The following is a 21037-nucleotide window of genomic DNA, read 5'->3' as shown; positions in this document are numbered from 1 at the left end:
TCCCATCGAGATGTCAGGCTCAGCTCGCCGCCGCCTCGGCGAAGCCGAGATAGCTCGCGGCGACGCGCTGGTCAGTGGCGATCTCGCTGGCCTTGCCGTTGAGCACGAACTCGCCGAGCTCCATGACATAGGCGCGGTCGGCGACCTGCAGCGCCGCCTTGGCGTTCTGCTCGACCAGCAGCACCGAGACGCCTTCCTGGCGCAGCTTGGCGACGATCTCGAAGATGCCGGCGACGATGATCGGCGCGAGCCCGAGGCTCGGCTCGTCCAGCATCAGCATCTTCGGCGCGCCCATCAGCGCACGGCCCATCGCCAGCATCTGCTGCTCGCCGCCCGACAAAGTGCCGGCGAGCTGCTTGCGCCGTTCCTTGAGCTTCGGGAACAGCGTGTAGACGTGCTCGAAGCCTCTGGAAGCATGCGCCTTCGACATTCTGAAAGCGCCGAGCTGCAGATTGTCCTCGACGTTCATCGTGGCGAACAGCTCGCGATGCTCCGGCACCAGGCAGAGGCCGCGGGCGACGCGGTCCTCGATCTCCAGCCGGGCCATGTCGTCGCCCAGGAAGGAGACCCGGCCCTTCAGGGGCAGCACGCCCATGATGGCGCTGAGCAAGGTGGTCTTGCCGGCGCCGTTGGCGCCGATGATGGTGACGATCTCGTTCTCGGCCACCGTGAGCGAGACCGAACGGACCGCCTCGACCTTGCCGTAGGCGACGTGGGCGTCGGTGACTTCCAGCAAGGTGCTCATGCGGCGGCTCCGAGATACGCCTTGATCACCTCGGGATTGGTCTTGATCGCGGCTGGGGTGCCCTCGGCGATCTTGGTGCCGAAATCGAGCACCACGATGCGGTCGGCGAGATCCATGACAAAACCCATGTCGTGTTCGACCAGCAGCACCGACATGCCGCCGGCGCGCAGCTCGCGCAACAAGGCGCCGAGGCGCTGTTTCTCCATGTGGCGCAGGCCGGCGGCGGGCTCGTCGAGCAGCAGCAGCATCGGATCGACGCACAGCGCACGCGCAATCTCGACGATGCGCTGCTGTCCCAGAGAAAGAGAACCAGCGAGCTGGTGCATCTGGTCGCCAAGTCCGACGCGTTCGATCTGCCGCGCAGCCTCGGCGAGCAGTTTTGCTTCGTCGCCGCGGTCGAGCCGGAACATGCTGGACAGCGCCCCGGAATGGCCGCGCAGATGCGCGCCGATTGCGACGTTCTCCAGCACGGTCATATCAGGCACCAGCTTGACGTGCTGGAAGGTGCGGGAAATGCCGAGCTTGACGACGTCCTGCGGCGGAGCGTTGCCGACCGCCTTGCCGAGCACCGCGATGTTGCCGGAGGTCGGCGGCAGCACGCCGGTAATGAGATTGAAGGTCGTGCTCTTGCCGGCGCCGTTGGGCCCGATCAGCGCGACGATCTCGCGGGCCTGGACGTCGAACGAGACGTTGTTGACCGCGACCACGCCGCCGAACTGCTTGCGCGCATTGTCGACCTGCAGCAGCACGCTGGGGGCGGATGCGGCCCGCTCGCGAGCCGCCAGTTTGATCGTGGTGTCCGGCGTCTTGGCAACGGGCTTGAACGGCAGCCGCGACGTCAGCCACGGCCACAGGCCGGTCGGCGCGAGCTGCAGCAGCGTGACCAGGAGGATGCCGAACACGATGGTCTCGAGCTGGCCCTCGCCATGCAGCAGCAGCGGGAGGTAGCTCTGCAGCACCTCCTTCAGGATCACGACGATCGCCGCACCGAGCACGCCGCCCCAGACGTAGCCCGCGCCGCCGACGACGGCCACGAACAGATATTCGATGCCGGCCTGGGCGCCGAACGGCGTCGGGTTCACGGCGCGGGCGAAGTGCGCGTAGAGCCACCCGGACAGGCCCGCCAGCACGGCTGCGTAGATGAACACCAGCAGCTTGGCGCGCGGCGCGTAGACGCCGAAAGCTTCGGCTGCGATATGACCGCGCCGCAGTGCGCGGATGGCGCGGCCGGTGCGGCTGTCCAGCAGGTTCATCGTCAGCAATGCCGAGATCAGCACGGCGGCCCAGATTGCGAAATAGATCGTGCCGGGATCGAGCATCCTGAGGCTGCCGATCGACAGCGGCGGGATGCCGGAGATGCCGTCATTGCGGCCGAGGAACGCCAGCTTGCTGAAGAGATAATAGAGGCCAAGACCCCAGGCGAGCGTGCCGAGCGGCAGATAGTGGCCGGACAGCCTGACGGTGACGAGGCCGAGCAGCACGGCCGCGAGGCCGGACACCAGCAGCGACAGCGGCAGGGTCAGCCAGGGCGAGATGCCGTAATTGGCGGACAGTACCGCCGTCGTATAGGCGCCGAAGCCGACGAAGGCGGCCTGGCCGAACGAGGTGAGGCCACCGACGCCGGTCAGGAGCACCAGGCCCATCGCGACCAGCGCGGACAGTCCGATATTGTCGAGCAGCACGATCCAGAACGGCGGCATGCCCGGGATGAACGGGACAGCCGCAACGATGACGGCAAAGACGATGAGAGGCCAACGCTCGCGCACGGATCAATCCTTCTCTTCTTCGACCGCGGGCGCGGCGAGCGAACGCAGCAGCAGAACCGGAATCAGCAGCGTGAAGACGATCACTTCCTTGAAGTTCGAAGCATAGAAAGACGAGAACGCCTCGACGAGGCCGACGATCAGGGCGGCAACCGCCGTCAAGGGATAGCTGATCAGGCCGCCGATGATCGCGGCGATGAAGCCCTTCAGGCCGATCAGGAAGCCGGTGTCGTAATAGAGCGTCGTGATCGGGACGATGAGGATGCCGGAGAGCGCGCCGATCGTGGACGCCAGGAGGAAGGCGATCTGGCCCGACAGCGTGGTGCGGATGCCGACCAGACGGGCGCCGAGCCGGTTGACGGCGGTGGCGCGCAGCGCCTTGCCATACAGGGTCAGGCCGAAGAACAGCCAGAGGCCGACGATGAAGGCGATGGTGATGCCGTAGACAGCCATGCCCTGGCCGGTGAAGCGCAGCGAGCCCAGCGTCGCGCTGGCGGTCAAGAGCGTCGGGCCGCGCTGGCCCTCGGCGCCGAAGAACAACAGGCCAAGGCCCTGCAGCGCGAGGTGGGTGCCGACCGAGGCGATCAGCAGCACCAGCACCGAGGTGTGGGCGAGCGGCTGGAATACGATGCGGTAGAGCGACAGGCCGATGCTGGCGACGATCAGCAGCGACAGCACCAGGCTGACACCGGCCGGCATGCGCTGGTCGGCGGCCCACAGGCTGGCCAGCAGAATGACCACGGGGACGGCGACGTTGAGGCCGAAGGTGCGTGCGATCTTCGGCGCATGCAGCGTCTTGCGCATCGCGTAGAGATCGAAGGCAAGGGGCACGAGGCCCATCACGACGGCGAGCTTGGCCGTGCCCGGCATGCGGCCGGCGGCGAGCGAGGCATAGGTGAGGGCGCCGTAGGTGACGAATTCGCCCTGCGGGATCAGGATGACCCGGGTGACGGCAAAGACCAGCACGAGCGCAAGCCCGAGCAGCGCGTAGATCGCGCCGTTGGTAATGCCGTCCTGCAGCAGGAACAGCAGGATCGTGGTGTTCAAGACCGGACGCTCCCCCTCTGTGGCGACCGCAGGCGGGCAGCGCCCGCGCGCCATCCGCTGGTCGGAGCAGTTGAATTCGGCTGCCCGTGTTTGATATGGTGGATAACAATTATCGATTATAATCTCAAGGCCGCCGTTCCGGCTGCGGCATGCGAGACCAGGGATGGAAGCAGGTGTGATGACTTTGGCGGACCATGATGGCCGATAGCGCCAAGCCCGTCAGCAGGAAGGAAGGCCGCAGGGAAGCTGCCGTAGCCGTCGACGAGACGCAAGCGGTCCGGCTCGGCGAGCTCTCCGATCTGCTCGGCTATGTGCTGAAACGGGCGCAGTTAAAGGTGTTCGAAGACTTCCTGCGCTGCGTCGCGCCGCTGCAGCTGACCCCGGCGCAGTTCTCGGTGCTGCTGCTGCTCGACGCCAATCCCGGCCGAAACCAGACCGAGATCGCCAACACGCTGGGCATCCTCCGCCCGAACTTCGTGTCGCTGCTGGACAGCCTGGAGAGCCGCGACCTCTGCACCCGGGTCCGCTCGGCCAATGACCGACGCTCGCACATCCTGATGCTGACCGAAAAGGGCAGGGGCGTGCTCGCCCGCGCCAAGAAGCTCGTGGTGTCGAAGCACGAGGCGCGGCTGAACGAACTGCTCGGTCCGGCCGGGCGGGATGCGCTGCTTTCGATGCTGACCAAGATCGCGGAGGAGTTCTGAACGGCGCGGCCTCAATCGACCAGGATGACCCTGACGTCGTTGACGTTGGTCAGCGTCGGTCCGGTCTGCAACAGGCCGCCGGTTGCGGCGAAGAACGCAGTCGCGTCGTTGTTGGCGAGATAGGCCTGCGGATCGAGCCTCTGGCTGCGCATCGCCGCGATGACCTCGGCATCGACCAGCGCGCCGGCCGGGTCGGAGGCGCTGCCGCCGCCGCCGTCGGCGCCGTCGGTGTCGCCCGCGAGCGCCGCGACGCCCTCCATGTCCTTCAGGAGGTCGGCGAGCGCCAGCGCATATTCCTGGTTCGGCCCGCCGCGGCCCTGGCCGCGCACGGTCACCGTGAGCTCGCCGCCGGAGATGATCGCCATGCGGCGGCCGAGCGCGCGGGCCTCGCGCGCCAGCGTGGCATGATCGGCGGCGATCTCGCGCGCCTCGCCCTCGACATCGGCGCCGAGATCGACCACGTCGTAGCCCGCCGCCTTGGCGCAGGCGACAGCGGCATCGAGGGAGCTGGCAGGGCGCGCGATCAGCTCGAACGAAGCGCGGGCGAACGCCGCGTCGCCCGGCTTGCAGCTCTCATTGGCGGCAGCCTCGAGCGCACGGGCGATCGCCGGGTCGACGTCCGGCCTGTATTTGGCAACGATGGCGCGGGCGTCGGCCAGCGTGGTCGGGTCCGGCACGGTCGGCCCGGACGCAATGGCGGACGGGTCGTCATGCGGCACGTCGGAAATCGCCAACGTCACGATTTCGGCGTTGCGACCGGCCCGCGCCAGCCGCCCGCCCTTGATGCGCGACAGATGCTTCCGGACCGTGTTGATCTCGCCGATCGGCGCGCCCGAGCGCAGCAGCGCGCGCGTGAGTTGCTGCTTCTGCGCGAAACTGACGCCATCGACTGGCGCGATCCAGTTGGCGGATCCGCCACCGGACAGCAGCACCAGCATCAGGTCGTCGGTCTCAGCGGTCGCTGCGAGCTGCAGCGTTTCATCCGCCGCCTTAAGCCCGGCCTCGTCCGGCATCGGGTGGCCGGCTTCGATCACCTTGACCCGCCGGGTCGGCACGCCATGGCCATGGCGGGTGGTTGCGATGCCGATCAGCTTCGCCCGATCGACGCCCAGCGTGTCGAGGTAGTGGCGCTCGGCCGACACCGCCATCGCCGCGGCGCCCTTGCCGGCAGCGAGGCAGATGATCCGCCCCGCAGGTGCAGCCGGCAGATGCGCCGGCAGCACCATGTCGGGATGTGCCGCGGCGACCGCGGCGTCGAAGATCGCGCGCAACAGCGGACGGCGGCTGCTCATGCGGCGCCATCCATCTGCCGGGCCGCGGCTATTTCAGCTCGCCGCTCATCACATCGCCGAACAATTGCCAGCGCTCGCCCTTGAACTGCATCAACTGCAACTGCTCGATCGGCTGGAAATCGTCGGGTCCTGTGGTCAGCGTGATGCCGGGCAAGAGCCCGCCCTGCGCGAACTGCTTCAGGCTCGCGGCCTGCTTCATGACATTGGCGCGGGTCAGTTCGTCGCCGCATCGCTTCAGCACCTCGACCATCGTGGTGGCGATGTTGTAGCCGGTCAGCGCCGACGAATCCACGGGGTTGATCTCCGGCAGATATTTGGCGAGCAGCTCCCTGAACGCGCCGAGACCGGGGTCATTGGCCCATTGCGGATCGGAGGCATCCTTGGCGTAGGCGGCCGAGATCACGCCTTGCGCGTTCTCGATTCCGGCCGGCCGCATCACCGCCGCCGTCGAGGCGCTGACGTTCGAGATGATGGTCAGCGGCTTCCAGTTCATCTCGCCGAGCTTCTTGATCGCCTGGGCCCCGGACTTCGGGGTCGTGAACAGCACGACGATGTCGGGATTGGCCGACTTCATCTTGACGATGTGCGATTCGACCGTGGGTTCGGCGATTTCGTAGCTCTCCTCCAGCACCAGGCGCGACCCGTCACCGAGCCCGTCCTTGAGGCCCTTCAGATAGTCCTTGCCCATGTCGTCGTTCTGATAGAGCACCGCGATCTTGCCGGCCGGCTGCTGTGCCGTGAGATATTTGGCGTAGATGCGTGCCTCGGACTGGTAGCTCGGCAGCCAGCCCATGGTCCAGGGAAAGGCCTTCGGCTCGTTCCACTTGGTGGCGCCGGTCGCCACGAACAGTTGCGGCACCTTCTTGGCGTTGAGATATTTCTGGATCGCCGTGTTGGGCGCGGTGCCGAGCACGCCGAACAGGAACAGCACCTCGTCGCTCTCGATCAGCTTGCGCGCCTGCTCGACGGTCTTCGGCGGCGAATAGGCGTCGTCATAGGAGATGAAGTTGATCTTGCGGCCGTTGATGCCGCCGTCGTCGTTGACCATCTTGAACACGGCGGTCATCGCCTTGCCGACCGAGCCATAGGCCGAGGCCGGGCCGCTATAGGGCACGATGTTGCCGATCCTGATCTCGGTGTCGCTGGCGCCGGTGTCGTATGTCTTGTCGGCGTACGCACCGCCGGCGGCAGCGCCGGCCAGGGCGAGGCCAAGCAGGCTGGAGACCGTGCGGCGGGTGAGGGGGGTGGTCATTGCGGTGGCATTCCTTCCTCGGCCTTCGGGATTGGCCTTGTTGTTGGATCCGCCCGTGGCGGGCGACTCGTTTCACTCCGAACGAGTCCCCATAGCGCAGCCGCACGCATCAGGTAACTGCAGCAGACGCATGACCGCCGTCCTTCGAACTCCTAGCTTAAGAAAGACTTGGCAAAGACGATCGAGCTGCGCGAAGCCGCAGGCTCCTGCGGCTTGACGCCGCAGGATGTTGCATTGAGTCGTGTCGAGGCGTCAGCCGCCGACGTCGGCCGAGATCACATCGCCGAACAGTTCCCACTTCTCGCCCTTGAAGCGCATCAGCTGCAGCTGGCTCACCGGGGCGAAGTCGGTCGCCGAGGTGTTGATCGTGATGCCTGGCAATAGCATCTCGGTGCGGAAGTTGCGCAAGGACGCCGCCTGCTTCATGACGTTCTCGCGGGTGAGATCGTCGCCGCACTGTTTCAGCACCTGCACCAGCGTCTGCGCCACGCCGTAGCCGACGACGGCACCGCCGTCGAGCTTGTCGCCTTCTGGAAAGTCCTTCGCCATGAAGTCGAGGAACTGCTTCATTCCGGCATCGTCCTTCCATTGCGGGTCGGAGACGTCCTTCAGATAGGCGGCCGAGATGATATCCTGCGAGTTCTCGAAGCCTGCGGGCCGCAGCACGCTGCCGACGGAGGCGGAGACGTTGTTGAGGAGATGCAGCGCCTTCCAGTCGATCTCCTTGGCCTTCTTGATCGCCTGGGCGGCGAATTTCGGCGTCGTGATGTTCATGAACACGTCGGCGCCCGTCGACTTCAGCTTGACGATATGGCTGTCGATCGTCGGCTCCGTCGTCTCGTAGCTCTCCTCGATGACGATCATGCTCGCCGCCTTCGCACCGAGCCCGTCCTTCAGACCCTTGAGATAGTCTTTGCCGTAATCGTCGTTCTGGTACAGCACCGCGATCCTGGCATCCGGCTTCTCCTTCAAGAGATATTTGGCGTAGATGCGCGACTCGGCCTGGTAGCTCGGCTGCCAGCCCATGGTCCAGGCGAAGTTCGACGGATCGTTCCATTTGGTGGCGCCAGTCGCGACGAACAGTTGCGGCACCTTCTTGGAGTTCATGTATTTCTGAATTGCCGTGTTCGACGGCGTGCCGAGCGAGTTGAAGATCAGCAGCACCTCGTCGCTCTCGACCAGCTTGCGCGCCTGTTCGACGGCCTTCGGTGGCGAATAGGCGTCGTCATAGGAGACGAAGTTGATCTTGCGGCCGTTGATTCCGCCCTCGGCATTGATCTTCTTGAAGTAGGCGGCTTCCGTCTTGCCAATGATGCCGTAGGCCGAGGCCGGCCCGCTATAGGGCATGATGTTGCCGATCTTGATCTCGGTGTCGGAGGCGCCGGTGTCGTATTTCTTGTCGGCGGCGATTGCGCTTGTCGAGGCGAGGACGATGGCGGCGGCGGACGCAAGGGCTGCTCTTCGCGTGATCATCATTGTGCGTGTCTCCCGTGTTGTTCTGGATGACGTGTCATGGCTTCCTTGTTGGAAGCTCTCGTTGGAGCCAGAACTATAGCAAAGCTGGCACGGGGCGCTTGCGACATCACGGCACGGCCCGTGTTTTCGCGGATGACGCCGGCGGTCTGGTGTCATGTGCAACTGCGAGAGATTGGCGCAATCTCAGCGCGTGCGTGCTCTGCAAGAACAGCCAGAGATGAGCGGGGCGGTGTTTGCCAACCGTTCGGAGCAGACCTCTGCTGTCGATGAAAAGGCCCCCGTGCTGTCAGCACGGAGGGCCAGTTGAAGATCGGCACCGCTTCTATGGCGATGCGCGATTACTCGACGGCGCCGCTGATCGCCTCTCCGAACAGCTCCCACTTCTCGCCCTTGAAGCGCTGCATCTGGAGTTGCTCGATGGGAGCGAAATCGGTCGCGGAGGTGTTGATCTTGACGCCTGGCAGCAGCGTGTCGGGCGTGAAGTCCTTCAGGCTTGCGGCCTGTTTCATCACGTTGGCGCGGGTCAGGTCGTCGCCGCACATCTGCAGCACTTTCACCAGCGTCTGCGCTGCGCCGTAGCCATACACGACCGAGCTGTCGAGCCTGTTGGCGTCCGGATAGTACTGCGCGAGAAACTCGGTGAGCTTCTTCATCCCGGGATCGCTGTCCCACTGCGCGTCCGCGGCGTCCTTGGCGTAGGCGGCCGACAGGATGCCTTGCGCGTTCTCGAAGCCCGCGGGCTTGATGACGCTGCCGACCGAGGCCGACACGTTGACCACGAGATGCAGCGGGTGCCAGTCGATCTCGGCGAGCTTCTTGATCGCCTGCGCCGCGAATTTCGGTGTCGTGACGCTGAAGAACGTATCGGCGCCCGAGGCTTTTAACTTGACGATGTGGCCGTCGATCGAGGGCTCGGAGGTCTCGTAGCTCTCCTCCATGACGATCATCGACGCGGCCTTGTCGCCGAGTCCGTCCTTGAGGCCCTTTAGATAGTCCTTGCCGAAATCGTCGTTCTGGAACAGCACGCCGATCTTGGCACCCGGCCTGTCCTTGAGCAGGTACTTGGCGTAGATGCGGCCCTCGCTCTGGTAGCTCGGCTGCCAGCCCATGGTCCATGGGAAGTTCGTGGGGTCGTTCCACTTGGTGGCGCCGGTGGCGACGAACAGCTGCGGGATCTTCTTGCCGTTGAGATATTTCTGGATTGCCGAGTTCGACGGTGTGCCGAGCGGATTGAACACGAACAGAACTTCGTCACTCTCGACCAGCTTGCGCACCTGCTCGACCGCCTTCGGCGGCGAATAGGCGTCGTCATAGGTGACGAAATTGATCTTGCGCCCGTTGATGCCGCCCTCGGCGTTGACCTTCTTGAAATAGGCCTCCTCGGTCTTGCCGATCACGCCATAGGCGGACGCCGGTCCGCTGTAGGGCATGATGTTGCCGATCTTGATCTCGGTATCGGACGCGCCGGTGTCGTATTTCTTCTGGGCAAGGGCTGCGCCCGAAGTGACGGCGATCACCGCCGTCGCGAGCGCGGCGATCCGGAGTTGTCGAACGACCTGCAAGAGAGTTCCTCCCTAGTTTTTTCTGAGTTTGCCGAGCAATTGCTGCGCCACCATCGCCACCTGCCGCGCGCCATGCGGCACGAGGAAGATGACCAGGAACAGCAGCACGCCGAACACGGCACCGGACAAGCCCTTGGAAATGCCTTCGGCGATGTTCGGAACGAAGATGATGAAGGCGGCGCCGACGAACGAGCCGGGCAGCCAGCCGACGCCGCCGACCACCATGCCGAGGAACAGCGAGATCGCGAGCACGATCGTGTAGCTGTCGGGCGCCACGAACTGCACGGCGATGGCCCCCAACCCGCCGGCGACGCCGGTGATGCCGGCGCTGACACCGAACGCCAGCGTCTTGTAGGTGGCGACGTCGATGCCCATCGCCGAGGCCGCGATCTCGTTGTCGCGGATCGCCATGAACGCCCGGCCGGAGCGCGAGCGCAGCAGGTTCACCGAGAACACGTAGATCGCGATCGTGATCGCCAGGGTGAAGTAGTACAGCCACATGTCCTGGGACATCGGCAGGCCGAACGGCGCATCCGGCTTGGTCACGACCAGGCCCTGCACGCCGCCGGTCCAGTGCTCGAAGAAGCCGAGCTTGAGGATCTGCGGCATGGCGGTGGCAAGCGCGAAGGTCGCCAGCGCGAGGTAGACGCCCGAGAGCCGCAGCGCGGGCTGGCCGAACAGGAAGCCGGCGCCGAAGCAGATGACGCCCGCGACCGGCAGGGTCAGTGCGTAGTTGACGTTATACTGCTCCATCAGGATTGCCGACGTGTAGGCGCCGATGGCGTAGAACGCGCTGTTGCCGAGCGAGAACTGGCCGGATCCGCCGGTCAGGATGTTCAGCGCCAGCACGGCGAGGCCGTAGATCAGCAGCATCGTCATCTGGAAGATGATGAAGTTCTTCACGAACAGCGGCACCACCAGCAGCAGCAGCACGACCACGAAGGTCGTGCCGGAGCTCAAGGTCATCGCCCGCTTCGGAACGGCCTGGACCGCGGGCGCCTGGGACGCAATTTCCTCGACAGCGCTCATGATCAGACTCGCTTCACGATGTTGCGGCCGAACAGGCCGGCGGGCTTGATGACCAGGACGGAGATGATCAGCGCCAGCGCGATCGGCAGCTTCATCTCGTTGCCGACATGCGGGATGTAGGTTCCGGCGAGGTTCTCGAACACGCCGACCATGAAGCCGCCGAGCACGGCGCCGAACGGGCTGGTGAGGCCGCCGAGCACGGCCGCCGCAAAGCCGTAGATCAGCACGCCGCCCATCATGTTGGGCTCGAGGAACACCACCGGTGCGATCAGCATGCCGGCGATCGAGCCGATCGCCGCCGCCATGCCCCAGCCGAGCGCGATCATCCAGGACGTGTTGATGCCGACCAGCCGCGCCGATTCCGGCACCGCCGCCGCCGCACGCATCGCAAGGCCGACCCGCGTGTACTGGAAGAAGAAGTACAGGCCGACCAGCAGCAGAACGGTGATGCCGATCATGCCGGCCTGGTGCGTCGAGATCAGCTGGCTGCCCAGGAACGGCGACGATCCGAACGGCGTCGGATACTGCTTGATGGTGAAGTCCCAGGTCAGTCCGGCAAAGGAGTTGATGATCGAGTACAGCGCGATGAAGCCGGCGACCTGGGTCAGGATCGGCGCCTTCGTCAGCGGCTTGAACAGCACCCGCTCGATCGCGATGCCGCCGGCAAAGGAGAAGGCCAGCGTCACCACGAAGGCGACCCAGTAGGGCAGGCCCCATTGCATCAGCTGCCAGGAGATGAAGGTCGAGAACATCGCCATCTCGCCTTGCGCGAAATTGAGATGGTCGATGGCCTGGTAGATCATGACGACGGCGAGCGCCATGCAGGCGTAGATCGCGCCGGTCGCAATTCCGGCCAGGACCTGGTTGGTGAAGAGCTCCATTGTCCCGTCTCCGTCAGTAGCCCAGATAGGATTTGCGGACGTTCTCGTCGTTCGCGATGTCCTTGGCCGCGCCGGACATCACGATGCGGCCGGTCTCGATCACATAGGCTCGGTCGGCGAGCTCCAGCGCGAGCTGCGCGTTCTGCTCGACGACGAGGATCGAAACCTTCTCCTCGCGATTGATCTTGCCGAGGATTCCGAAGAGGTCCCGGACGATCAGCGGTGCGAGGCCGAACGACGGCTCGTCCAGCAGCATCAGCCTGGGGCGCAGCATCAGCGCGCGCGCCACCGCCAGCATCTGCTGCTCGCCGCCGGACAACGTGCCGGCCTGCTGGGTGTGGCGCTCCTTGAGCTTCGGGAAGTAGGAGTACATCCGCTCGATATCGGCGACGATGCCCGGCTTGTCGCTGCGGGTGATGGCACCGAGCTGCAGGTTCTCCTCCACCGTCATGTTGGTGAAGGTGCCGCGGCCCTGCGGCACGTGGGCGATGCCGAAGCGGACGATGTTCTCGGTCGATTTGTTGTTGAGCGCCTTGCCCTCGAACTCGATCGCCCCGGTCGAGCGCACCATGTTGCAGATCGCGCGCAAGGTCGTGGTCTTGCCGGCGCCGTTGGCGCCGAGCAGGGTCGTCAGCGAGCCCTCGTTGAGCGAGAAGGACAGGCCGTGCAGGGCCTGGACCTGGCCGTAATAGGCGCGCAGGTCCTTGACGTTCAGGAGCGCCGTCATTGATCCTTGCTCCCGAGATAGGCCTTGATGACATCTGGATCGGCCTGCACCTGGGCGGGCGTGCCCTCGGCGAGCTTGCGGCCGAAATTCAGCGCCACGACGTGGTCGGCGATCGACATCACCAGCCCCATGTGATGCTCGACCAGCAGCACGGTGACATGACGGTCGTCGCGGATGCGGCGGATCAGGTCGCCGAGCACGTGGACTTCCTCGTGATTGAGGCCGCCTGCGGGCTCGTCGAGCAGCAGGATCTTGGGATCGGCCGCGAGCGCGCGCGCCAGCTCGACGCGCTTCTGGGTGCCGAACGGCAGACCGGACACGGTCTTGTGCGCGACGTCTTCGAGATTGAGATAAGCGAGGATCTCGTGGACCTTGGTGTTGACCGAGTTTTCGCTGCGGCGGACCCAGGCGAGCCGCAGCGAATCCGAGATGATGTCGCTCGAGGTTCGCGCGTGGGTGCCGATGCGGACGTTGTCGAGCACGGAGAGATTGGGAAACAGCGCGACGTTCTGGAAGGTGCGGCCGATGCCGATCTCGGCGATGCGGTGCGGCGGCCGCTTCAGGATGCTGCGGCCCTCCAGCAGGATGTCGCCGGCGCTCGGCTGATAGAGCCGGCTGAGGCAATTGAACAGCGTGGTCTTGCCGGCGCCGTTGGGACCGATCAGGCCGAGGATCTGGCCCTGGCGCATGTCGAAGGATACGCCGTTCAGCGCCACGATGCCGCCGAACACGACGCTGACGTCGCGCACCGCGAGCAGCGGCTCGCTGGTCTGGGCGAGTTGTGCCTGCGTCATCTCGTCTCGCCCCTCCCGAACATGCTGAGGAAAGGGCGCGGCGCCAGCCGACCGCGGCGATGCAGGCTATCTGATACCCTCGGCAACACGGGCAAGTCTTCCTCCTGGCTTCGGCTTCTTATTGAGTTCTTTGTTGGATGGGGTGCTTGTTTGATTAGTTTGCGGCGCAAGTCCCCCCAAGGCCGCTTCGATGTTTCTTACCATCGCGACGAGACGAGGTCCAATGTCGGTGCGCAGGCGCTCTTCCGTGAAGCGGAATGCAGGCGCGCCACAATTGATCGCGTAGGGCCCCGTTCCATCATTGAGTCTCAGTGCGACGCCGACGGCGTGAACGTCGTCCTGCCATTCGCCGGCCGAGATCGTGAAGCCGGTTTTGGCGACGGTCTCGCCGGCGCGCTCGATGCCGTCGCGGATCTTGGGCCAGCGGCTGCCGTAGTGCTCGCGCAGCTCGCGCATGAGAACCGCACGTTCGTCTTCGGGCAGCGCCCAGATATAGGCTCGCCCCATTGCCGTGGTGGCGATCGGAATTCGCGATCCGACGTCGAGCTGAACGTTGACGACGCCGTGACGGCTCTGGCCGATGTAGATCATGCTGAGGCGATCACGGCCGCCGATCGCGACCGCGCCGCCGGTCTCGCGCATCAATTGTTCGCGGAACGGCTCGGACAGCTGGCGCACGCCGAGATTGGCGAGTGCAGCGTAGCCGAGCAGCAGCGCGGACGGCGCCAACTGATACTTCTCGAAGCGGGGAACCGGGGTGAGATAGCCGAGCTTGGTCAGCGTATAGGTCAGCCGCGACACGGTGGGCTTGGGCAGATTGGTGCGCGCGGCGATTTCCTGGTTGCCCAGCAGGCCGTCATTGGGCCGGAAGGCCCTGAGCACATCGAGGCCGCGCGCCAGCGCGACGACGAAATTGCGATCGGTCGCGGCTTTCTTCCCTGGGCGTTTCATGTCATCGGCTGTTGATTGATGAGCCTCGTTGACAACGCTCGTGCTTCAAAATAACCCTTGCTGTCAAGATGTGGAATTAGATTTCGCACTGCGGAATTGATGTTCCGCAGCGGGTAGACGCAAGCAAGGCTGATACTCTGCGCAAATGAAGAGCCAAGAATTGGCCGGGGCGTTAACCGGCTGCCAAGAAACGACATCTCAAGAAACGACATCCCAAGGAGCTTAGCGTGAGCGAAGTGGCAAAGCTTGATCGTCATGACATCATCGGCATCGTCACCATCGACAGTCCGCCCGTCAATGCGCTGAGTGCCGCAGTTCGCGGCGGTATCCTGGACAACGTCAAGGCGGCGATCGCCGATCCCGAGATCAAGGCGATCGTTCTGACCTGCGGCGGACGCACCTTCATCGCCGGCGCCGATATCACCGAGTTCGGCAAGCCGCCGAAGCCGCCGGCGCTCAACGACGTCTTGAGCGCGATCGAGAACAGCCCCAAGCCTGTGATCGCGGCCATTCACGGCACCGCGCTCGGCGGCGGCCTCGAAGTGGCGCTGGCCTGTCATTATCGTGTCGCCACCAAGGACGCGAAGCTCGGCCTGCCCGAGGTCAAGCTCGGCCTGTTGCCGGGCGCGGGTGGAACGCAGCGCCTGCCGCGCGCGGTCGGTCCGGAACTCGCGGTCAAGATGATCGTCGTCGGCGATCCGATCGGTGCCGCGGAGGCGCTCAAGTCGGGCCTGATCGAGGAGATCGTGGAGGGTCCTGCTTCGGGCGGCGTGGACTTCGCGCGCAAGGTGGTGGCGGAGAACCGTCCGCTGCGCAAGCTGCGCGACGACGACTCGAAGCTCGCGGCGGCCAAGGCCGATCGCTCGATCTTCACCAATGCGGTCGCGGCGGTCACCAAGAAGTCGCGCGGATTGGAAGCGCCGTTCGCGGCGGCCGATGCGGTCGGCTACGCGATCGACCTGCCGTTCGACGAGGGCCTGAAGCGCGAGCGCGAAGGCTTTCTCAAATTGCTCACCAGCGACCAGTCCAAGGCGCAGCGCTACGCATTCTTCGCCGAGCGCGAGGCCGCCAAGATCGCCGGCGTGCCCGAGGGCACCAAGGGCCGCAAGGTCGAGCGCGTCGCCATCATCGGCGCCGGCACCATGGGCGGCGGCATCGCGATGTCGTTCGCCAATGCCGGCATCCCGGTCACATTGATCGAGACCGCCGAGGAGCAGTTGAAGCGCGGCATGGGCATCATGCAGAAGAACTGGGAGGCGACCGCGGCGCGCGGCGGCATCCCGGCCGATGCGCCGGCCAAGCGCATGGCGCTGATCGACGGCAAGGTCGGGCTGGAGAACGTCAAGGACGCCGATCTCGTCATCGAGGCGGTGTTCGAGACCATGGCGGTGAAGAAGGAGGTGTTCAGCAAGCTCGATCAACACGCCAAGCCCGGCGCGGTGCTCGCCTCGAACACCTCGTATCTGAACATCGACGAGATCGCGAAACACACCAGCCGTCCGCAGGACGTGCTCGGCATGCACTTCTTCTCGCCGGCCAACGTGATGAAGCTGTGCGAGATCGTGCGGGCGGACAAGACCGCGCCGGATGCGCTGGTCACCGCGGTGTCGATCGCGCGCAAGATCGCCAAGGTGCCGGCCGTGGTCGGCGTCTGCGACGGCTTCGTCGGCAACCGCATGCTGGCGCAGCGCGGCAAGCAGGCCGAGAAGCTGCTGTTCGAAGGCGCGCTGCCGCAGCAGGTCGACGCCGTCGTCACCAAGTTCGGCATGCCGATGGGCCCGTTCGCGATGGGCGATCTCGCCGGCCTCGACATCGGCTGGCGCTCGCGCAAGGACCGCGGCATCAAGAGCGAGATCGCGGACGCGCTGTGCGAGGCCGGCCGCTTCGGCCAGAAGACCGGCAAGGGCTACTACAAATACGAGGCCGGCTCGCGCGCGGCGCTGCCCGATCCTGATGTCGAGAGACTGATCGACGAGACGCTCGCCAAGCTCGGCCTCAAGCGCCGCGCCGTCAGCGACGAGGAGATCCTCGAGCGCATGATGTATCCGATGATCAACGAGGGCGCGAAGATCCTCGCCGAAGGCATCGCCGCGCGTCCGTCGGACATCGACGTCGTCTGGCTCTATGGTTATGGCTGGCCGATCTATCGCGGCGGCCCGATGTACTGGGCCGACAGCGTCGGCCTGAAGCACATCGCCGAGCGGCTCGCGTTCTACGCCAAGGAGACCAACGATCCGTCGCTGGAGCCGGCGCCGCTGCTGAAGAAGCTCGCCGACGAAGGCAAGACCTTCGCCTCGCTGGCCAAGGAATCCAAGGCTGGTTGATGCGCCCCGCTCGTCGCCTCGTTCGCAGGTGCGCTCCCCTCCCCCTTGCGGGGAGGGGTCGGGGGTGGGGGGCCACACAGGCAGTCTCACTTGGAGCTACCCCCCTCCCTGACCCTCCCCCGCAAGGGGAGAGGGAACGGACGCAGTGGGGCCTCCTTACGCCAACGGACATCGAACGCGCATGACCCACCCCGGCGAACAGTTCTATCCCGAAGGCGTCCGCTGGGACGCGCCGATTGCGCGCGGCACCTTGCCGGATCTGCTGGCGCGGGCGGCGAGCGAGTTCGGCGATCGCGGCGCGCTCGAATTCCGCGACCGGCCGATCACGTTCAAGCAGCTCGCGGCGTTCGTCGACCAGGCCGCCGCCGCGTTCCTGCGCGCCGGCTACGGCAAGGGCGCCTCGATCGCGCTGTTCCTCGGCAATACCCCGGATCATCCGATCAATTTCTTCGGCGCGCTCAAGGCCGGCGCCCGCGTCGTGCACCTGTCGCCGCTCGACGGCGAGATCGCGCTGTCGCACAAGCTCAAGGATTCCGGCGCGCGCATTCTGGTGACGTCGAACCTGTCAGCGCTGCTGCCGACGGCACTGAAGTTTCTGGAGAAGGGCCTGCTCGATCGCCTGATCGTCTGCGAGGATGATCATTGGGGCGAGATCGGCACGCCGCAGACGGCGCTGCCGGACAATCCAGCCGTCATCACCCATCGTGCCTTCGCCGAGGACGCCGCCGCGCCGGCGGCATGGCCGGCGATCTCGCCGGACGACATCGCGCTGCTGCAATATACCGGCGGCACCACCGGCCTGCCCAAGGGCGCGATGCTGACGCACGGCAATCTCACGTCGGCGGTCTCGATCTCCGAAATCTGGGGCCGCGCTACCAGGGCCGGGCGCAACGGCGCCGAGCGCGTGATCTGCGTGCTGCCGCTGTTCCACATCTATGCGCTGACCGTGGTGCTGTTGACCTCGCTGCGCCTCGGCAACCTGATTTCGCTGCATCAGCGCTTCGACCTGGAGGCCGTGATGCGCGACATCGAGGTCAAGCGCGCGACCTACTTTCCGGGCGTGCCGACGATGTGGATCGCGATCGCCAATCTGCCCGATCTCGACAAGCGCGACCTGTCCTCGCTCGCCAGCGTCGGCTCCGGCGGCGCCCCGCTGCCGGTCGAGGTGGCGCGCATCCTGGAGCGCCGCGTCGGCATGAAGCTGAAGAGCGGCTGGGGCATGACCGAGACCTGCTCGCCCGGCACCGCGCATCCCAAGGGCGGCCCGGACAAGCCCGGCTCGATCGGGATCGCGCTGCCCGGCATCGAGATGGACGTGGTCTCGCTGGAGGATCCGGCCAAGCTGCTCGGCGTGAACGAAGTCGGCGAAATCCGGATCAAGGGGCCGAACGTCACCGGCGGCTATTGGAACAGGGCGGAGGAGACGGCGCAGTCGTTCGTCGGCGATCATTTCCTGACCGGCGACATCGGCTATATCGATGCCGAAGGATTCTTCTTCCTGGTCGACCGCAAGAAGGACATGATCATCTCCGGCGGCTTCAACGTCTATCCGCAGATGATCGAGCAGGCGATCTACACCCATCCTGCGGTGCAGGAGGTGATCGTGATCGGTATTCCCGATGCCTATCGCGGCGAGGCCGCCAAGGCCTTCATCAAGCTGCGCGACGGTTTCGGGCCGTTCCCGGTCGACGACCTCCGCGCCTTCCTGACCGGCAAGCTCGGCAAGCACGAACTGCCGGCCGCCGTCGAATTCGTCGACGAGTTGCCGCGCACGCCGGTCGGCAAATTGTCGCGCCATGAATTGCGCCGGCAGCAATCAACGACGTCTCATGTCGAACAACAGCAACCATAACAGGAGGTCGCCCATGACCGATGCCGTCATCGTTTCCACCGCCCGCACGCCGATCGGCAAGGCCTATCGCGGCGCGCTCAACGCCACCGGCGGCGCGACGCTGCTTGGCCACGCCATCGGCGAGGCCGTCAAGCGCGCCAAGGTCGATCCGGCCGAGGTCGAGGACGTCGTGATGGGCGCAGCCCTGCAGCAGGGCTCGACCGGTGGCAACATCGCGCGCAAGGCGCTCTTGCGTGCCGGCCTGCCGGTGTCGGTCGGCGGCACCACGATCGATCGCCAATGCGCCTCCGGCCTGCAGGCGATCGCGCTCGCCGCCCGCTCGGTGATCTTCGACGGCGTCGAGATCGCGGTCGGCGGCGGCGGCGAATCGATCTCGCTGGTCCAGAACGACAAGATGAACGCGTTCCAGGCGACCGATCCGGCGCTGCTCAAGATCAAGGGCGAGGTCTACATGCCGATGATCGACACCGCCGAGATCGTGGCCAAGCGCTACGGCATCTCGCGCGAGCGGCAGGACGAATATGCGCTGGAGAGCCAGCGCCGCACCGCCGCCGCGCAGCAGGGCGGCAAGTTCAACGACGAGCTGGCGCCGATCTCGACCAAGATGGCGGTCACGGACAAGGCCACCGGTAACATCTCGTTCAAGGACATCACGCTGTCTCAGGACGAGGGTCCGCGCCCCGAAACGACGGCTGAAGGCCTCGCGGGCCTCAAGGCCGTGCGCGGCGACGGTTTCTCGATCACCGCCGGCAACGCCAGCCAGCTGTCCGACGGCGCCTCGGCCTGCGTCATCATGAGCGATGCCAATGCCGCCAAGCGCGGTCTGCAGCCGCTCGGCATCTTCCGCGGCTTCGTCTCGCATGGCTGTGAGCCCGACGAGATGGGCATCGGCCCGGTGTTCGCGGTGCCGCGTCTGCTCAAGCGCCACGGCCTCACCGTCGACGACATCGGCCTGTGGGAGCTCAACGAGGCGTTCGCGGTGCAGGTGCTGTATTGCCGCGACAAGCTCGGCATCGATCCCGACAAGATCAACGTCAATGGCGGCGCCATCTCGGTCGGCCATCCCTACGGCATGTCGGGCGCACGCCTGACCGGTCACGCCCTGATCGAAGGCCGCCGCCGCAAGGCGAAGTATGCCGTGGTCACCATGTGCGTCGGCGGCGGCATGGGCGCCGCGGGCCTGTTCGAAGTGCTGCAGTAACAACCACAGCTGTCGTCCCGGACAAGCCTGCGAGCGCGATAGCGCTCGCGGGCGCAGATCCGGGACCCATACCGCGTGATGTCGCTTGAGGCATGATGGCAGATGCCTGTGCTTCCAAGACGTCCGCCGGTGGTTATGGGTCCCGGCTTTCGCCGGGACGACGACGGACTTAGACGAACTAACAGGACCACACGACACACGGGAGGATCCGATGGATCTTGCATTCACGAAAGAAGAGCAGGCGTTCCGCGAGGAAGTGCGGCAGTTCTTCAGGGACAACGTGCCCGCGGAGACGCGCCGGAAAATGATCGAGGGCCGTCATCTGTCGAAGGACGAGATGGTGACCTGGTGGCGCATCCTCAACAACAAGGGCTGGGGCGTCTCGCACTGGCCGGAGGAATATGGCGGCACCGGCTGGACCTCGGTGCAGCACTACATCTTCAACGAGGAGCTGCAGGCCTATCCGGCGCCGCAGCCGCTCGCCTTCGGCGTCAGCATGGTCGGCCCGGTCATCTACACCTTCGGCAACGAGGCGCAGAAGAAGAAGTATCTGCCGCGTATCGCCAATGTCGACGATTGGTGGTGCCAGGGCTTCTCCGAGCCGGGCTCGGGCTCCGACCTTGCTTCGCTGAAGACCAAGGCCGAGCGCCGCGGCGACAAGTGGATCATCAACGGCCAGAAGACCTGGACGACGCTTGCCCAGCACGCCGACATGATCTTCTGCCTGTGCCGCACCGATCCCGCGGCCAAGAAGCAGATGGGCATCTCCTTCATCGTGTTCGACATGAAGTCGAAGGGCGTCACCGTGCGCCCGATCCAGACCATCGACGGCGGCCACGAGGTCAACGAGGTGTTCTTCGACGATGTCGAGGTGCCCTACGAGAACCTGATCGGCGAGGAGAACAAGGGCTGGGACTACGCCAAATTCCTGCTCGGCAATGAGCGCACCGGGATTGCCCGCGTCGGCGTCTCCAAGGAGCGCATCCGCCGCATCAAGGAGCTTGCCGGCAAGATCGAAGCCGGCGGTCGTCCGGTGCTGGAAGACCCGTCGTTCCGCGAGAAGCTCACGGCGTGCGAGGTCGAGCTGAAGGCGCTGGAGCTGACGCAGCTGCGCGTGGTCGCCGACGAAGGCAAGCACGGCAAGGGCAAGCCCAATCCGGCCTCCTCGGTGCTGAAGATCAAGGGCTCCGAGATCCAGCAGACCACGACCGAGCTGCTGATGGAGGTGATCGGCCCGTTCGCCGCGCCCTACGACGTCCATGGCGACGACGACAGCAACGAGACCATGGATTGGACCGCCCAGATCGCGCCGAGCTACTTCAACAACCGCAAGGTCTCGATCTATGGCGGCTCCAACGAGATCCAGCGCAACATCATCGCCAAGGCGGTGCTGGGGCTCTGACGTGTGAGCCGCAGCGCCTCGACAACGCACACCGT

At 65.4% G+C, this 21037-nt stretch carries 17 protein-coding genes; 5 read left to right on the top strand and 12 right to left on the bottom strand.

The annotated features are described in order from the left end of the window. Positions 1 to 19 precede the first annotated feature (19 nt). From ACQR1B_RS09110 to ACQR1B_RS09100, 3 genes are read right to left on the bottom strand one after another with little or no spacing between them, the layout of a single operon-like run. Positions 20 to 745 (bottom strand): ABC transporter ATP-binding protein, encoded by a 726-nt coding sequence (locus ACQR1B_RS09110; RefSeq protein WP_434832269.1) that lies wholly within the window; start codon positions 743 to 745, stop codon positions 20 to 22. Then, positions 742 to 2511, bottom strand: coding sequence for a branched-chain amino acid ABC transporter ATP-binding protein/permease (locus ACQR1B_RS09105; RefSeq protein WP_434832268.1), 1770 nt, complete (start codon positions 2509 to 2511; stop codon positions 742 to 744). The genes ACQR1B_RS09110 and ACQR1B_RS09105 overlap by 4 nt, the downstream gene beginning before the upstream one ends. Before the next feature lie 3 nt (positions 2512 to 2514). Further along, positions 2515 to 3555 carry a branched-chain amino acid ABC transporter permease gene (locus tag ACQR1B_RS09100; protein WP_434832267.1) on the bottom strand — a complete coding sequence of 347 codons (1041 nt, stop codon included), beginning with the start codon at positions 3553 to 3555 and terminating at the stop codon, positions 2515 to 2517. Positions 3556 to 3752: 197 nt separating this feature from the next. Between ACQR1B_RS09100 and ACQR1B_RS09095 the strand changes: the two genes are divergently transcribed. Beyond that, positions 3753 to 4259 carry a MarR family winged helix-turn-helix transcriptional regulator gene (locus ACQR1B_RS09095; protein ID WP_434832325.1) on the top strand — a complete coding sequence of 169 codons (507 nt, stop codon included), beginning with the start codon at positions 3753 to 3755 and terminating at the stop codon, positions 4257 to 4259. 11 nt (positions 4260 to 4270) lie between these two features. Here ACQR1B_RS09095 and ACQR1B_RS09090 read toward each other — a convergent pair whose 3' ends face one another. The 9 genes from ACQR1B_RS09090 to ACQR1B_RS09050 form a co-directional block, all read right to left on the bottom strand. Continuing rightward, the gene (locus ACQR1B_RS09090) at positions 4271 to 5551 is read right to left on the bottom strand and encodes a glycerate kinase type-2 family protein (protein WP_434832266.1); all 1281 of its coding nucleotides are present in this window, start codon (positions 5549 to 5551) and stop codon (positions 4271 to 4273) included. Between the two features lie 28 nt (positions 5552 to 5579). Next, positions 5580 to 6803: an ABC transporter substrate-binding protein gene (locus ACQR1B_RS09085; protein WP_434832265.1), complete on the bottom strand. Its 1224-nt coding sequence runs from the start codon at positions 6801 to 6803 to the stop codon at positions 5580 to 5582. Positions 6804 to 7055: 252 nt separating this feature from the next. Continuing rightward, positions 7056 to 8279 (bottom strand): ABC transporter substrate-binding protein, encoded by a 1224-nt coding sequence (locus ACQR1B_RS09080; protein WP_434832264.1) that lies wholly within the window; start codon positions 8277 to 8279, stop codon positions 7056 to 7058. A gap of 338 nt (positions 8280 to 8617) precedes the next feature. Then, a complete protein-coding gene (locus ACQR1B_RS09075; protein WP_434832263.1) occupies positions 8618 to 9841 on the bottom strand; it encodes an ABC transporter substrate-binding protein in 1224 nt (407 codons plus the stop codon). Between the two features lie 12 nt (positions 9842 to 9853). After that, on the bottom strand, positions 9854 to 10870 hold the full coding sequence (locus tag ACQR1B_RS09070) for a branched-chain amino acid ABC transporter permease (RefSeq protein WP_434832262.1): 1017 nt from the start codon (positions 10868 to 10870) through the stop codon (positions 9854 to 9856). A gap of 2 nt (positions 10871 to 10872) precedes the next feature. Continuing rightward, the gene (locus ACQR1B_RS09065) at positions 10873 to 11751 is read right to left on the bottom strand and encodes a branched-chain amino acid ABC transporter permease (RefSeq protein WP_434832261.1); all 879 of its coding nucleotides are present in this window, start codon (positions 11749 to 11751) and stop codon (positions 10873 to 10875) included. A 13-nt stretch (positions 11752 to 11764) separates the two neighbouring features. Beyond that, a complete protein-coding gene (locus ACQR1B_RS09060) occupies positions 11765 to 12478 on the bottom strand; it encodes an ABC transporter ATP-binding protein (RefSeq protein ID WP_434832260.1) in 714 nt (237 codons plus the stop codon). Continuing rightward, positions 12475 to 13272, bottom strand: coding sequence for an ABC transporter ATP-binding protein (locus tag ACQR1B_RS09055; protein WP_434832259.1), 798 nt, complete (start codon positions 13270 to 13272; stop codon positions 12475 to 12477). The genes ACQR1B_RS09060 and ACQR1B_RS09055 overlap by 4 nt, the downstream gene beginning before the upstream one ends. A gap of 66 nt (positions 13273 to 13338) precedes the next feature. Next, positions 13339 to 14223 (bottom strand): IclR family transcriptional regulator, encoded by an 885-nt coding sequence (locus ACQR1B_RS09050; protein WP_434832258.1) that lies wholly within the window; start codon positions 14221 to 14223, stop codon positions 13339 to 13341. Positions 14224 to 14450: 227 nt separating this feature from the next. Between ACQR1B_RS09050 and ACQR1B_RS09045 the strand changes: the two genes are divergently transcribed. The 4 genes from ACQR1B_RS09045 (at position 14451) to pimC (ending at position 21002) form a co-directional block, all read left to right on the top strand. Then, positions 14451 to 16547 carry a 3-hydroxyacyl-CoA dehydrogenase NAD-binding domain-containing protein gene (locus tag ACQR1B_RS09045; protein ID WP_434832257.1) on the top strand — a complete coding sequence of 699 codons (2097 nt, stop codon included), beginning with the start codon at positions 14451 to 14453 and terminating at the stop codon, positions 16545 to 16547. A 181-nt stretch (positions 16548 to 16728) separates the two neighbouring features. Next, complete coding sequence (pimA, locus tag ACQR1B_RS09040; RefSeq protein WP_434832256.1) at positions 16729 to 18399, top strand: dicarboxylate--CoA ligase PimA; 1671 nt, start codon at positions 16729 to 16731, stop codon at positions 18397 to 18399. A 13-nt stretch (positions 18400 to 18412) separates the two neighbouring features. After that, the gene (locus tag ACQR1B_RS09035) at positions 18413 to 19600 is read left to right on the top strand and encodes an acetyl-CoA C-acyltransferase (RefSeq protein WP_434832255.1); all 1188 of its coding nucleotides are present in this window, start codon (positions 18413 to 18415) and stop codon (positions 19598 to 19600) included. Between the two features lie 211 nt (positions 19601 to 19811). Continuing rightward, positions 19812 to 21002 (top strand): pimeloyl-CoA dehydrogenase large subunit, encoded by a 1191-nt coding sequence (gene pimC, locus ACQR1B_RS09030; RefSeq protein WP_434832254.1) that lies wholly within the window; start codon positions 19812 to 19814, stop codon positions 21000 to 21002. Positions 21003 to 21037: the final 35 nt, after the last annotated feature.

This window comes from Bradyrhizobium oligotrophicum (genome assembly GCF_051168495.1).
Classification (GTDB): domain Bacteria; phylum Pseudomonadota; class Alphaproteobacteria; order Rhizobiales; family Xanthobacteraceae; genus Bradyrhizobium; species Bradyrhizobium oligotrophicum_A.
This window is presented reverse-complemented; position numbering and strand designations above follow the sequence as displayed.